This window comes from Pyrinomonadaceae bacterium (genome assembly GCA_036277115.1).
In the GTDB taxonomy this organism is placed as follows: Bacteria; Acidobacteriota; Blastocatellia; order Pyrinomonadales; family Pyrinomonadaceae; genus UBA11740.
This window is the reverse complement of record DASUNM010000027.1, coordinates 675,491-689,476: the sequence shown is the minus strand read 5'-3', so window position 1 is coordinate 689,476 and position 13,986 is coordinate 675,491. Positions and strand designations below refer to the sequence as shown.

Below are 13,986 nucleotides of genomic sequence, written 5' to 3'. Positions count from 1 at the left end.
CCGTAAGGGGAAAAACCGGTGAGACGTCTGTTCATCACAATGCTGTTAATCTTTGCCGCGGGCGGCGGTGGTGTCGCTCAGTCCAGGTCCATTAGCGAATTACGCCAGATGTTCGCTTACGACCGAGCTCTTTCACTTGAGGTGAAAGAAATTCACGTGGAAGAGAAAGACGGCGTTCGCATTCACGATATTTCTTATCAGAGTCCCAAAGGCGGCCGAATAACGGCTTACCTGGTCGTGCCGGGTGGCCCGCGACGAAAATTCGCCGCGGTTATTTTCATGCATGCACGTCCGGGAAGCCGGAACAATTTTCTCGACGAAGCGGTGGCACTAGCTAAAGCAGGCGCCGTGTCGTTGTTGATAGACGCTCCGTTCTCGCGCGGCGGAGACTCGAAACGAGATTTTGATTCTACGGTGACTAAACCTGAAGTTGACCGCGACATTTACATTCAGACGGTAATTGATTTGCGGCGCGGCGTGGATTTGCTTCGGTCACGCCCGGACGTTGATCCGAAGCGTATCGGTTTTGTCGGACACAGTTACGGCGCGCACACGGGCGCGATCCTGGCTGGGGTTGAGAACCGCATCAAAGCCTACGTGATTATGGCCGGCGCACCGAGTCTGACTGAGTTTTTACGGACCAGCACTGTTCCGGCAATTGTTGAAACACGAAAATCGTTGACTAAGGAACAACAGGAAAACTATTTCAAGACTATGGTGGTTGTTGACCCGATAAACTACATTAGTCACGTCGCACCTGCGGCGCTATTCCTTCAGTTCGGCAAGACGGACCACTATCCGACAGAAGAAAATGCCAGGCTCTATTCGGAGCAGGCAAGCAAACCGAAACTCATCACCTTTTATGAAGCGGGTCACGCTTTGAACGATGAAGCAAAGCGTGACCGCGCGTCATGGCTACGCCGGCAACTAGGTCTTCGGTAAGAGCAAGCTGTACGTGGTTTGAGGCTAGATTAAATACAAAGAAGCAGCGGCTCCGCGCCGGCAGCTAATGACGTAGCTGTCTCTCCGGCCAACACTGTCGCGCCAAATAAGGAATGCATTGATGTCGCTTGCTCTTTTTCTGTTTTAGGCGGGGGAGTTAGCCTGATACGGGCGATGCGCCGCTTCTCAACTCGTTCGATTTCAAAAATGGCGCCCTCATGTTCCACCCTATCGCCGCTCTGCAAAACGCGCCCGGCGCGCTCCATCAGGAAACCTGCGATCGTCGTGTAACCGGAGCCTTCAGGCAAATTCAGTTTCAAGTGCTGATTGGCGTCGCGTACGGCTAACATTCCATCCAGAACGTACGCATCACCATCTTTTCTGATCTGCTCACGTACCTCTTCATCGTACTCGTCGTTAATTTCTCCGACTATTTCCTCCAGCAGATCTTCGAGCGTGAGTATCCCCTCAACGCCGCCGTGTTCGTCGACCACAAACATGAAATGAACACGCGCAGTTTGCATCTGCTTAAGCGCTTCGCCGAGGGAAGCGGTCACCGGTATGTAAGCCGGATGCCGAACCAGTGATCTCACGTCGAAACTCTCATGAGGAATTCTCCCCATGTCCACGTCCTTTCGGAACAACAAGCCTACGATGTCATCAAGCTGCTCGCCATAAACAGGAAGCCGCGAATAGCCGGTGGACACGAACGCTGTTCTTACTTCTTCCAGAGTAGCCTTCACCGGGACCGCCTCAAGCTGATTGCGCGGGACCATCGCTTCACGCACCTCGGCGTCCGAGAACTCAAAAACTCCCTGAATCAGCTGCTGCTCCTGAAGTTCGAGATGACCGCTCTTGCGGGAGATGTCTATCAGTTGGCGCAACTCTGCTTCAGTGTAAACAGATGCGTGCTCCTGGGTCGGATGCAGACCAAATAGCCGCACCGTACGCGTTCCGGCCCAGTCAAGCAGCCGAATGGGCCATTGAAAGATTTTGTAGAACGCTCGCATGGGCCATGAAATAGCCAAGGCGACTTTTTCCGCTCTTTCCAACGCGAGGGTCTTGGGCGCAAGTTCACCGAGTACGATGTGCAGAAAGGTGATAATGGCGAAGGCGATCGCGAAAGAAATGGTGTGTAACGTCAGGTCCGAAACTCTGCCCTTGAGCGGAGCCTCGAGTAAGTGAGCGAAAACCGGCTCTCCAATCCAACCGAGAGCCAACGACGCCATCGTAATTCCCAGTTGGGTAGCAGAAATGTAGGCGTTTAAGTTATCAAGCAGCCCGAGCAACCGGCGCGCTTTCAGACTTCCGCCGGCGGCCAGCGTCTCAATCCGCGAACGCCGCACGCCCACCAGAGCAAATTCTGAGGCTACAAAAAAGCCGTTCGCGAAAACCAGGAAGAACACGACGATGATGTAAACAGCGCTAATCACGAATCTCATTCTATGGCTTCGCTAGCGTGATGTGAACTTTCGGTGGAATGGCTAACGCTAAAACTCAAGACCGGTGAACACCCCATGGTTGAAATCACCATCAGTCAGATGTAAACTCTTCGCATTCGAAAAGGGGAGTAGGTCACCTGCCCTAATGGTCCGATGAGGCCGTCAACACGGCGCCCGACAGTAGGCGCCCGGCACATCGGGTAGAGCAAACGCAGCTCAACGACCAAGACCTTTTGCGGCTTTACGGCGCGCAGAAGGTTTTTTCTTTTGGCGCACCGGGAATCGTTTGGATTGGCGCGCGAAAGGACGGGCGATGGGCGAGCTTCTATATATTCCAACCACCCAAGCCAGGTCTCTAGCCGCCGCCAGGAGGTGAGAGATTGAAAAAGATTTCCAGGCTGCTAATCGCATACGACGGGTCGGAGTGTTCCGACGCGATGTTGCAGGACTTGCGGCGCGCCGGCTTGCCGGCGGCCGTGGAAGCAGTCGTCGCTACGATCGCGTATGTCTTCATTCCCGATAATGAGGTCAACGAGACAATTTCCGGCCCCGCTGCCGCGATGGTCCGGCCTTCGCAGTTGCGCGCGACCGAAGCTGTCAAAAGCGCATTGGCGATGGCGCAGGAGGCCGCGGTTCGCATCAGTCAGGATTTTCCCGGGTGGTCTGTCAGAGCTGAGGCCGAGGGCGGCACGCCGGCGTGGGAACTGCTCCAGATGGCCAACCGCCTTGATGTTGATCTGATCACGATCGGATCACACGGCCACTCAACCGTAGGCGGAAGACTAATCCTTGGCAGCGTTTCGCAAGCAGTGCTTTACGACGCCTCGTGCCCCGTGCGGGTAGCGCGATGTGGTGAGCGGCGCAGCGACGGACCAATTCGGATCCTGGTTGGGTTTGACGGCTCGGCCCACGCGGAGCCCGCACTAAACGCCGTCACTTTACGCACATGGCCGCCGGGCACTGAGGTGCGTTCAATCAGCGTCGGAAAAATGGCCGGTCAAAGCATCGGGGTTGCCGAAGAGAGGTTAAGGGCCGCCGGCCTGGTCGCCAGTGAAGTAAACCTTGACGGAGACGCCGCAACGGTCCTTGTGCAAGAGGCGGAAAAATGGCGCGCCGACACTATTTTTGTCGGGGCCAGACACGTGCACGGCTTCCAGCACCTCCTGCATGGCAGTGTCTCTGCCGCTGTGGCGGCGCGGGCGCATTGTTCGGTTGAAGTGGTGCGATTCGGCGGGGGCGCGACGGGCAAGTGACCCATCGCGCCGCTTGATCAGGGGTCGGCGCCGCCGATCTCCAAGGCGACGACGCGCGTCGAAGCACCTTTAAGAATAGAGATTGTATGGATCAAATTTGGCTTTGGGTGGGGTTCAACGTTTTCGTGCTGGTGATGCTGGCGGTCGACCTCGGTATCTTTCACCGCAAGGCGCACGAGGTTTCGCTCCGGGAGGCCGCCGGCTGGAGCGCCGTCTGGGTGACGCTCGCGCTGTTGTTCAATTACGGCGTCTATCACTTTCTCGGCGCGCAGGCTGGGAAGGAGTTTCTGACGGGCTACCTCATTGAGAAGGCGCTCTCGGTAGACAACATCTTCGTCTTCGTCCTGATCTTTGCCTACTTCAAAGTCCCATCAAAGCATCAGCACCGGGTCCTTTTCTGGGGCGTGATCGGAGCCCTGCTGATGAGGGGTGCGATGATCGGCGCGGGCGCCTACCTCATCAAGCAGTTCCACTGGATCATTTACGTCTTCGGCGCGTTCCTCGTTGTCACCGGGATCAGGATGGCGACGCATGACGAGCAAGATATCGAGCCGGCCGCGAACCCCGTCCTAAGGCTCTTGCACCGCTTCATTCCGGTCACGAAAACTTACCGCGGCCAGAGCTTCTTTGTGCGCGAGCCGGCCAGCGTGGGCGGAGCGATGCAGCGCATGGCCACACCGCTTTTCGTCGTGCTCGTGCTGGTGGAGACAACGGACCTGATCTTCGCGTTGGATTCGATTCCGGCCATCTTCGCCATCACGCAGGACGCATACCTGGTCTACACGTCGAACGTCTTCGCGATCCTGGGTCTGCGCGCGCTCTACTTTCTGCTGGCGGGAGTGATCCACAAGTTCCACTTCCTAAAGCTGGGACTGTCGGTGGTGCTGGCCTTCGTCGGAGTGAAGATGTTGCTGAGCGACGTTTACAAAATTCCCGTCGAGGCGTCGCTGGGGGTGGTAGCGCTGGTCTTAGGCGTGGCCGTGGCCGCATCGTTGCTGTTCCCGAAGGAATCGGAGGACCACTCGCCTCTTGAGCACGACCAGGTACGCCCGAAGGGGTTTTCCAAGAAAGAAGGCGGCAAGCGCGGTACTTCTTGAGGAGCCAATGGGCACACCAGCACATTGATTGCTCAACGGTCCTCACTCACTTAATTGGTTATCGAGTAGGAGCCGCGGGCGACTTCAGCAATCGATATCCCACGTTAATAACCGTGTCGATTTGGAGTCGGTAGGGAGCGAGCTTCGAGCGGAGACGATGAATGTAAACGTGCAGGCTGGCGGAATTCAAAGGTTTGCTGTTTTCCCATACTGCGCGCCAGAGTTCTTCAGACCGCACGACGCGGTTTATAGAACGAGACAGGCGCGACATCAGCAGAAATTCCACACGCGGCAAATACAGCGGCTCTCCGCCGCAGGCGAGGTAAAAGTTTTCGTGCTCAACGCGGAGATAGCCATCGTCATAAACCTCGTCTTCAGCTGAGGGTTCGACGACGTGAAGCGGAAATACTCGGCCTGAGTTCGATTTACTCATTCTGAGTTCATTCGAAATCTAAACGCGCGACGGAGGAGTCCCATTTTAATCGGTACGCATGCCTCTGCATGCTGCACGCCGGAGGCGTGCGTACCATTGGGACTCCCCGGTCACGGGTTGTACGCGGCGACCACGTTCGGTCACGACGCTGGCAATTAAGGAGTCTCCTTAAAACTTCAATTTCGCGCGAAACTGCATCACACGCGGACCGCCCACGCTGTTGGTGATGCGGCCGAAGTCGGGACTGCCCAATTCCGAATCCGGCGCGGCGAAGTTCACCCGGTTGAAGACGTTGAAAATGTCCCAGCCAAATTCGGCGACCACGCGCTCGCTTATCCTGGTGCGCTTGACGATCCCAAGATCCAGACGCGATTGCGATGGCGCGCGCAAAGCGTTTCGCGATAAGTTCCCGTTCTGCCCAAAGGCCGTGCACAACGCGCCGCGGTTGAAAGCAGCTTCAGTAATGTCGGCGCCCTGCTGGGTCACATCACCACAAAGATTGGGCCGCCCAAAGCCGAGCCGGTACAGGCCGCCTGAGCCGCGCACAAGATCCGCGTACTGTGGAGCCGTTTGCAGTTCCGGCTCGGGCGCGAAGATGCTGTACGGCGTGCCGGTCTGTGCCTGGAAGAATCCTGACAACTGCCAGCCCGAGAGAAACCTGCTCTTTGAGCCGAACGGCAAATCATAAACAAAGTTCAGGCTGAACCGATGCGTGCGATCAAAATCTGAAACCGCGCGGTTCGCTTCCAGGTTGCGCTGATCGCCCTGCACGACGAATCCGGTGTTCGGCACGTCGGGCTTGCCCGATCCGGCAGTGCTGCCCGGATCGGTTGAGCTGGTGTCTTCCGATCTCGAAAACGTGTAGGCCGCGTTGAAGTGCAAACCTTTCGAGAGCCGGTGCGTCACGGTGAATTGCGCGCCGTGATAATCCGACTCGCCGTTCGAACGCAGTTGGAGCGCTTCCGGCACGTTGAAGCCTAGCACCGGCACGCGCGCTTCGAAGTTAATGATTTGACCGCCACCGAGCGTGCTGCCTGAGCACGTGATCGGATTAGCCAGATTCAGATCTATCGAAGCGCCGGCTACGCCACCAAGGACACCGCCTGCGCAGGTCGCCGTTCCACCGCCCAGGTACGGATTCGCAAACCCGAACGCGCGGCCAAGTCCTCTCGCCCGCGCAGTCGCGCCTCCATTTAGCGGCCCGTTCGGAGCTCCGGCGGCGACGTAGGCCTGATTGAACCGTTCATAAATATGATCGGGCGTCGTCGAATCATTCAGGTCGAAGCCCTGATTGAACGCGACCGCTTGCAGCAAATTACGGCCGCGCGTGCCGACGTAACGCGCTTCGACAACCAGGTTCTTCGTCAGTTCGAATTGCGCACCCAAATTCCATTGCTGGACCAAAGGCGTCTTCAAGTTGCGATCGACCGCACGAAACTCAAACGTCTCAGCGATGTTGCCGAGATTTGCTCCCACGGTCGCGTTGCCGCGCGCGTCCGCAGTGACGCCAGTGTTGTCGCGGATCACATATGTGCCGGCACTTCCCGATCCGCGCACAATACGGAACGGCAACCAGTTATTCAGACCAAGCGTAGTCGGCTGCGCCGCGAACGCATTGGCGATAGGCACATTGCCCGAGGGCACCGTGATTTCAATTTCCCGCAGGAATGGATAGTTGCTGAAGACAGTGTTGATGAATGCTGCCGACGGCCGGTCATAGAAGACTCCGAAACCGCCGCGAATAACCATGCGATTTGAATCAAGCGGCGAATAGGCAAACCCGACACGCGGCGCGAAGTTGTTCGTGTCCTGCCCGTTGAGCGTGTGATTGTTGGCGGCTTTCGCAGTGGCGTTGATTGCGGCATCGACGTTGGCTAAACCGGTGGTCTGCACATTCGACGGCACCAGGAACCCTGACGATGGATTGTCACAAAGCGCGTTGGTCGCTCCCGCGGCCGTGAAGCACGGTTCGAATGCAGTAAAGTCAAAGTTACCAATTCGTCCTTGTTTCTCAGTGGGCCACATAAACAGTTCGTATCGCATGCCGGCGTTGAGCGTTAGCTTTCTCGACAGCCGCCAATCGTCAGTGATGAATACGCTGTAGTCCCGGAATCGGAAACTCTTTTCGGTAGTACCGAATTGCGTGTCAGCTTCCGTCGCGTTACCGGTCAGCAGTTGCGTGAAGCTGTCGAACTTTTCGAATTCAGTCGCCTGCTCTTCCGGCAGATTCGAATCGTACCGATGACTCTTGAAGTCGCCGCCGAACCGCAGCGTGTGTTTGCCCGAAATCCAGGTAATGGTGTCGGAGAAGCTGAAGGTTTGCTGCTTGCGCCGGTTGAACGAATCGTTTGGCCCGCCGAATGAAAACTGCGACATGTTCGTGCCGGGCCGGCCAATGAAGTGGCCCAGGCGTCGCGTGCCGGGGCTGTCATCGAATAAGAGCGCCGGATTTGCGATGCCCAGCGCCGCGCTGGTAAAGCCCTGGGCCAGGAACGGTTCATCGAGACTCCGAGTGTTGTTGAGATAGAAATAGCCGAAGCGCGCTTCATTGATTAGCGTTGGGCCGAATACGTGCTGGTCTGAGATTGCGAGGGTGCGATTCTGATCAGCCCGCTGAAGGGTGAAAGGCGAAGCCAGGCTCGACGGGTCGGGGAATGAGTCGAGGCCCGGAAACTTGCTGTAGAAAAACGTGCCGCTCAAAGTGTTCGCCCTGGTTAGACGGCCGTCCAGCCTCGTGCTGAACTGATGTTGCGTGAACTGTGAAGGAAACACGTTGAGTTGTTGCACCAAGCGATTATTTTCCTGACGCGTGCGCGACACGATGCCGGGCGCCAACCCAAACTGAAAGGCTCGCGCTCCTGCGCGATCGACGCCAATCAGGCGTGCGCCGGCACGCGGCGACGGAATCACAAAATCGCCAGTCACCGGGTTGATCAAATTGAACAAGGTCACCGCGACCGGAGAAATGTCCGCGGCGGTGAGGCAGTTCACGCCTACCGTGCATCCATTTTCCAGATTGAAAGCGGCCGCGAGATTGTCAGCCGTACGCGCTCCGGTAATGTGTCTCAGCGCCGCCGGCAACACCGTTACGCTTCGTGCGGTAGGGACGAAACCGGTAGCGGCGTCTGTGTATTGATAGCTGCCAAAGAAGAAGAACCGATCCTTGACGACGGGTCCACCGAGCGTGAACCCGGCTTCATTGCGTCGCGCTTTGGGCCGCGCGATGCCTTCCTTGTTGAAGAAAAAATCGTTCGCATTGAACTTTTCGTTTTGGAGATAGTAGTAAGCGCTGCCGTTGAAAGTGTTTCCGCCCTGCTTGGTAATGAGCTGGAAGTTGCCGCCGCCGGATCGTCCCGTCGATGCATCGTAAAGCGAAGTTTGCAGCTTTACCTCCTGCAAAGTCTCAGGCGCGGGCGCGATGTTATCGTTCAGCGAGCCTTCATTCGTCGTGATGTTCGTCGCGTCAATGCCGTTGAAGAAGAGACTGGTGCTGGTAGTGCGCGTGCCGTTCACGGAGGGTGATTGGTTTCCGTTGCCATTAGTCAGCACTGGCGACAGGTCGGTGCTGACGCCCGCTTCAGCCGACAACAACTGTGTGAAGCTGCGCGTGGATGTTGGCACCTGCACCAACTGCTCCGAAGAGAGCTGTCGAGCCACCGTAGAAGTTTCGGCGGAAATCAGCGACGCACCCTCCATCACGTTGATGACCGCGCCGATTTCGCCAATCTCGAGTTTGTCTTCCAAAGTTCTAGGCACGCTGGCTTCTACTTCGACGCCGGCGCGCACCAATTTTTTGAAACCCGTCATTTCGTAAGTTACTTCGTATGCGCCCACTGTGAGTCCGGGCAAACTCCATCGGCCGTCATCCGAAGTGGTCGTGGTGCGCGTTGCGCCGGTCGCGATGTTTTTTGCGGTGACAGTCACGCCGCTGATGTGAGCGCCGTTGGGATCCTGTACCACGCCCGTGAGCGTGCCGTTCGAACCTGACTGGGCAAAGGCAAAGACTGTGGTTAGAAGAAGTATCGTGATGATGACGAGACCTGACTTCATTGATCTAAATACACGTTGAGTGCGCGGCATTGAAATCTCCTTGTTCATTCTGAGGGCAGTTGGCTCAGCAGGCCGGTGTAGAACGACTGAAGCTGGTCGAGTCCTTGTAAAGCAACGGCCACTAAGTAAACGAACTCCTGAAGTAAGGGGAGACGTTAGACCGTCGCGGTTACACTGGCGTAAACGGCGGGTTAAATCAGGCTGAATTTTTCGAAGATGGAGAGGGAGGCAGGTTATGAACTAGCCGAAGATTACTTAGCCGGCGAAATTTTTCCAGTCGCCCCGGATTGCCAGAGTCACGCCTGCTTGTTGGATGTTGACGAACAAAGTCTGTCCATCCGGACTGAAAGTCACGCCCGCGAATTCGGCGGCTTCAAAGCCGGGCGCGATGTTCTTGGCGAAGTCGGCGATCTTGCCACTGGGCGTGAGGATGCGAACATGGTTATCCGCCGGGCCGAGTTGCCCGTAGTTCCCGTCCTCGCAGATAAACAACAGATTGTTTTTGGGATGCAGGGAAATATTGTCCGGCATGTCGAGCAATTCCCGACTGGGCGATTCAAACAGCAGCGTCAGACGGCCTTCATCACGCGTCGTTGCTTCGTAAACCCAAATCTGCCCGCCTTCGGCATCGCCGCCGTTTGACGAAACAATATAGATTCGGCCATTCGCCGCAAAGACGCCTTCCAGTTTCGAAAAATGGGCTGCTCCTTTTGCCGCGCCTTGTTTGAACACTGCTTGTTCGTCCGTATCGGCCAATTCCGTATCGGGGTTGTCGATCGTCACCCAATTGGCGGCGAAGGTCGCACCGGTTCTTTGTCCAAATCGCGTGTTGTAGTTTGGCTTGTCTTTGATCGCCAGCATTTCGAGTTTGCCGCCGTCGGCCAGATGAGCGCGCCGGTTCGGCAGGAAGCGATAGAAACCGCTGAACGGGCTGGAGTCCTCGACCTGATAGACGATACCGCTACGCTGATCGACGGCCACGGCCTCATGCGAGAATCTGCCCATCGCTTTCAGAGGCACGGGCGGCAAGTTCGTGTTCGCCGCCGCGGAAACTTCAAAACAATAACCATGCGGTTGGCTGAAGCCGCCGGCTCGGGCCCCGACTTTGTCGATGTGGAGAGTCTTTCCGCGCGTCGTCTCCTCGCACGAAATCCAACTGCCCCAGGGCGTCGCGCCACCGGCACAGTTGGTTAAGGTCCCGCTCAAACTAACGAAATCGGTGATGAGTTCGTTCGTCTTCGGATCGATGACCAAAGTCGTTGTGCCGCCCGCCGCCTGAGGGTCGTAATGATTACTGCTCCCGATCCCCGCATTGTCGAGCGGTGTCCGGTTGTTGACTTCGTGATTGCGCACCAGGCGAAGCTCGTCGCCCACGCGAAATGCTGCCATGCCGTCGTGCAGCCTGGGCGTTTTGCGGCCGTCTTTCATCATTTCTCCCGCCCGCCCGAGCACCGTGTACTCAAAACCTTTAGGCAAGAGCAGAAGTTTTTCCCCAGTATTTTTTGCCGCTACCTCGACGAGGTCGCCATAGCCTGCGGCTTTCCATTTAGCGAAGCTGCCTTCCGACAGCAACGCTTCGCCACGGCGCAGAAATCCGCCGAATGCAAGCGCTACCCCGCCGGCCGCTGCGCTGATTAAGAAGTTTCGTCTGTGCATTTCTTGAAGGCTATTCCGAAGTCATATAGATCATATGGATTAACCAATCAAGTTATGAATTGCGCGCACTATCCAGAAAGATAACGCGGCGATGAAGGCGGCGGCCGGAATCGTCAGGATCCAGGCCCACACGATGCGGCCGGCGACGCCCCACTTCACAGCAGACAGGCGTCGCGTCGCGCCGACTCCGACGATGGCACCGGTGATGGTGTGCGTCGTCGAAACGGGAACGCCGGTCAAGGTCACGTAAGCGAGCGTCATGGCGGCGCCCGTTTCCGCGCAAAAGCCGCCGACCGGTTTCAGCTTAGTTATCTTCGAACCCATCGTATGCACGATGCGCCAGCCGCCGGAAAGCGTGCCCAGTCCGATGGCGGCATGCGCTGAGAGCACCACCCACAAGGGAATCTCCGGCAACGCTCCGGTCGGGCCATACGCCAGCCCGCCGACTCCGCCCGCGGTAAGAACGGCCGTGATGATGCCCATCGTCTTCTGCGCATCGTTGCCGCCGTGGCCCAACGAAAACGCGGCCGCTGAAAACAATTGTCCCTTACGGAAGATGCCATCGACACGTGATGGACTGAAGCGCCTGAAGATCCAATGAACGATGACCATCATCGTAAAGCCGAGCAGCATTCCAATCAGCGGCGACAAGACAATGAACGTCAGTACGCGCACCCAGACTTCGGTTTTCAACAAGCCGATCACACCGCCATAAGCCGCAATCCCCGCGCCCGCGTAGCCGCCAAGCAACGCGTGCGAACTGGAGGTGGGCAGCCCGAGGTACCAGGTGATCAAGTTCCAGGCGATTGCCCCGATCAGCGCCGCCAGCAGCACATATAGCCGCCACTCAGCGGTAATCAAATCGAGACGTACGCCGTCGCCGATCGCTTTTGCGACGCGCGTTCCGAACACCGCAAAGGCAATGAAATTAAAGAACGCCGCCCACATGACCGCCATGCCGGGCGACAGCACCCGCGTCGAAACAATCGTCGCAATTGAGTTCGCCGCATCGTGGAAGCCGTTGATGTAATCAAAGATCAACGCAAAGATGACCAGGATTACAACGAAAGCAAGAGTGGCTGTCATAGGCTAAGTGATGAGTAATGAGTGATGAGTAATGAGTTGGCTGAATGAATATGAGCGTTCGCTCATCACCCATCACTCATTACTCATCACTGTTTTCTTTACGTATGCTTGATAATTACGCTTTCGATGATGTTGGCGACGTTCTCACAACGATCGATGGCGGCTTCCATCTTTTCGTAGATCTCTTTCCACTTTAAAACCGTTAGCGGATCTTTTTCCTCGTGAAACAGCTCAGCGATGGCGGCGTGATAAATATCGTCGCCGTCATTCTCAAGCCGGTGGACCTCTACCAAACGTTGCGTAATGTTCTTGGGCTTTTCCAGCGTCGCAACGATCTCGCGAAGCTGTTCGGTCATTTTTTCCAGCACGCCGGCAAAGTCGTGTGCGTAGTCGCGAATTTCCGTGACATCGAAAATGATGATCGCGCGCGCGGCATCGTCGATCAGGTCAACGATGTCGTCCAGCGCGCTGGACATCAGATAAATGTCTTCACGATCGAATGGGGTAATGAAAGACTTGTTCAGCTTGGTTGAGATGGTGTGCGTCAGCTCGTCGCAGGCATGCTCGAGCCGCTTGATGCGCTGTGAATATTCGTTGAAGCTGGGCTGCTTGTCCGCAAGCATCTGCTTGAGCTCGCGCGCCGCATCCACGATGTACAGCGTCATCTGCTTGAAAAGGTCGAAATACTGCTCTTCTCTCGGAAGGAGATTTAGGAGTCCCATCCAGTTTTGACCCTCGTCTGTGGAATTGAAATTCGGACTATAGCTGAGGCTTTCCGCATTGTCCAAGCCTGATTGTTCACCTCGAATTCACGTCCAGTTAAGTCGGATGTAACACCAACTCTCCAAAATCGAGCCTTCCGTAACTGATTCGCAGGAGGTCTCAATGTTTCTCTCTGGCCAATTACTGCGCGGTCTGGTGTTCGTACTAGTCGCGGCGATTGCTTTGACTGGTGTCGCTTGCAACGGCGGGGGCGGCGGGGGCGACCTTAAGCTGCAAGGCGCGGGCGCAACTTTTCCGAATCCGCTCTACCAAAAATGGATTAGCGAATACGGCAAGCTGCATACGAACGTGAAGATCGATTACCAATCGATCGGATCCGGCGGCGGCATCAAACAGCTTCAGGCGCAGACGGTGGATTTTGGGGCCTCGGACGCGCCGATGGTCGAAGAAGAAATAAAGGGCGCGCCCGGGCCCGTCGTCCACATTCCCACCGTGCTGGGCGCCGTGGTGTTGACCTACAACCTGGCGGAAGCGACAAAGCCGCTGCGGTTCTCGCCCGACGTCATCGCCGACATCTTCCTTGGCAAGATCACCAAATGGAACGACGCGCGGATCAAGGCCGACAACGCTGATCTAAATTTGCCGGCGGCTGACATTTCCACCGTGCACCGGTCAGACGGCAGCGGCACTTCGTTCGTCTTCACGGATTATCTTTCGAAAGTCAGCGCCGAGTGGAAAGGCAAAGTCGGCGCTAACAAATCTCCAAAATGGATCGGCGGCATCGGCGCGAAGGGCAACGAAGGCGTGACGGGCCAGGTTAAGCAAACGCCGAACACAATCGGCTACGTGGAGTTGGCCTATGCGGTGCAGAACAAGCTGCCGGTGGCGCTAATCAAGAACAAGTCCGGCAACTTTGTCGAACCCAGCATCGACGCAGTGACGTCGGCCGCCGCCGGCACAGTCGCGCAAACGCCGGACGACTTACGGGTTTCGATCACCGACGCTGAAGGGGCGACCGCCTATCCGATTTCCAGCTACACGTACATCCTCGTGTATCAGGAGCAGAAGGACGCGACCAAAGGAAAAGTTCTGGTCGATTTTCTGTGGTGGGGAGTTCACGACGGCGAGAACTTTGCGAAGGAACTTCTCTACGCACCTTTGCCCGCCGAAATTGTGAAACGTGTCGAGGTGAAGATTAATTCGATTACCGCGGGCGGAAAGCCGCTGCGGTAGATCAGACTCTGAATCGTTTATGGGGCGTATGGATCTCATAGGTCGTATGGGACCTATATGTCCTATTTAGA

At 56.6% G+C, this 13,986-nt stretch carries 10 protein-coding genes; 4 read left to right on the top strand and 6 right to left on the bottom strand.

The window, feature by feature from the left end; translation table 11 throughout:
* Window positions 1-18: 18 nt before the first annotated feature.
* Window positions 19-942 (top strand): alpha/beta fold hydrolase, encoded by a 924-nt coding sequence (locus VFX97_19300; protein HEX5705355.1) that lies wholly within the window; start codon window positions 19-21, stop codon window positions 940-942.
* 29 nt (window positions 943-971) lie between these two features.
* Here the strand turns inward: VFX97_19300 and VFX97_19295 are convergent, their stop codons facing one another.
* The gene (locus VFX97_19295) at window positions 972-2,384 is read right to left on the bottom strand and encodes a hemolysin family protein (GenBank protein ID HEX5705354.1); all 1,413 of its coding nucleotides are present in this window, start codon (window positions 2,382-2,384) and stop codon (window positions 972-974) included.
* A 380-nt stretch (window positions 2,385-2,764) separates the two neighbouring features.
* On the opposite strand from VFX97_19295, the gene VFX97_19290 reads away from it, so the two are divergent.
* Window positions 2,765-3,637 (top strand): universal stress protein, encoded by an 873-nt coding sequence (locus VFX97_19290; GenBank protein ID HEX5705353.1) that lies wholly within the window; start codon window positions 2,765-2,767, stop codon window positions 3,635-3,637.
* 86 nt (window positions 3,638-3,723) lie between these two features.
* Window positions 3,724-4,734 carry a TerC family protein gene (locus VFX97_19285; GenBank protein HEX5705352.1) on the top strand — a complete coding sequence of 337 codons (1,011 nt, stop codon included), beginning with the start codon at window positions 3,724-3,726 and terminating at the stop codon, window positions 4,732-4,734.
* Between the two features lie 58 nt (window positions 4,735-4,792).
* Here the strand turns inward: VFX97_19285 and VFX97_19280 are convergent, their stop codons facing one another.
* The 5 genes from VFX97_19280 to VFX97_19260 form a co-directional block, all read right to left on the bottom strand.
* Window positions 4,793-5,167 (bottom strand): helix-turn-helix domain-containing protein, encoded by a 375-nt coding sequence (locus tag VFX97_19280; GenBank protein ID HEX5705351.1) that lies wholly within the window; start codon window positions 5,165-5,167, stop codon window positions 4,793-4,795.
* Window positions 5,168-5,335: 168 nt separating this feature from the next.
* The gene (locus VFX97_19275; protein HEX5705350.1) at window positions 5,336-9,247 is read right to left on the bottom strand and encodes a carboxypeptidase-like regulatory domain-containing protein; all 3,912 of its coding nucleotides are present in this window, start codon (window positions 9,245-9,247) and stop codon (window positions 5,336-5,338) included.
* Between the two features lie 225 nt (window positions 9,248-9,472).
* A complete protein-coding gene (locus tag VFX97_19270; GenBank protein ID HEX5705349.1) occupies window positions 9,473-10,873 on the bottom strand; it encodes an alkaline phosphatase PhoX in 1,401 nt (466 codons plus the stop codon).
* A 39-nt stretch (window positions 10,874-10,912) separates the two neighbouring features.
* Window positions 10,913-11,959 carry an inorganic phosphate transporter gene (locus tag VFX97_19265; GenBank protein ID HEX5705348.1) on the bottom strand — a complete coding sequence of 349 codons (1,047 nt, stop codon included), beginning with the start codon at window positions 11,957-11,959 and terminating at the stop codon, window positions 10,913-10,915.
* 98 nt (window positions 11,960-12,057) lie between these two features.
* Complete coding sequence (locus VFX97_19260) at window positions 12,058-12,681, bottom strand: DUF47 family protein (protein HEX5705347.1); 624 nt, start codon at window positions 12,679-12,681, stop codon at window positions 12,058-12,060.
* 163 nt (window positions 12,682-12,844) lie between these two features.
* On the opposite strand from VFX97_19260, the gene pstS reads away from it, so the two are divergent.
* Window positions 12,845-13,915, top strand: coding sequence for a phosphate ABC transporter substrate-binding protein PstS (pstS, locus tag VFX97_19255; GenBank protein HEX5705346.1), 1,071 nt, complete (start codon window positions 12,845-12,847; stop codon window positions 13,913-13,915).
* Window positions 13,916-13,986 lie beyond the last annotated feature (71 nt).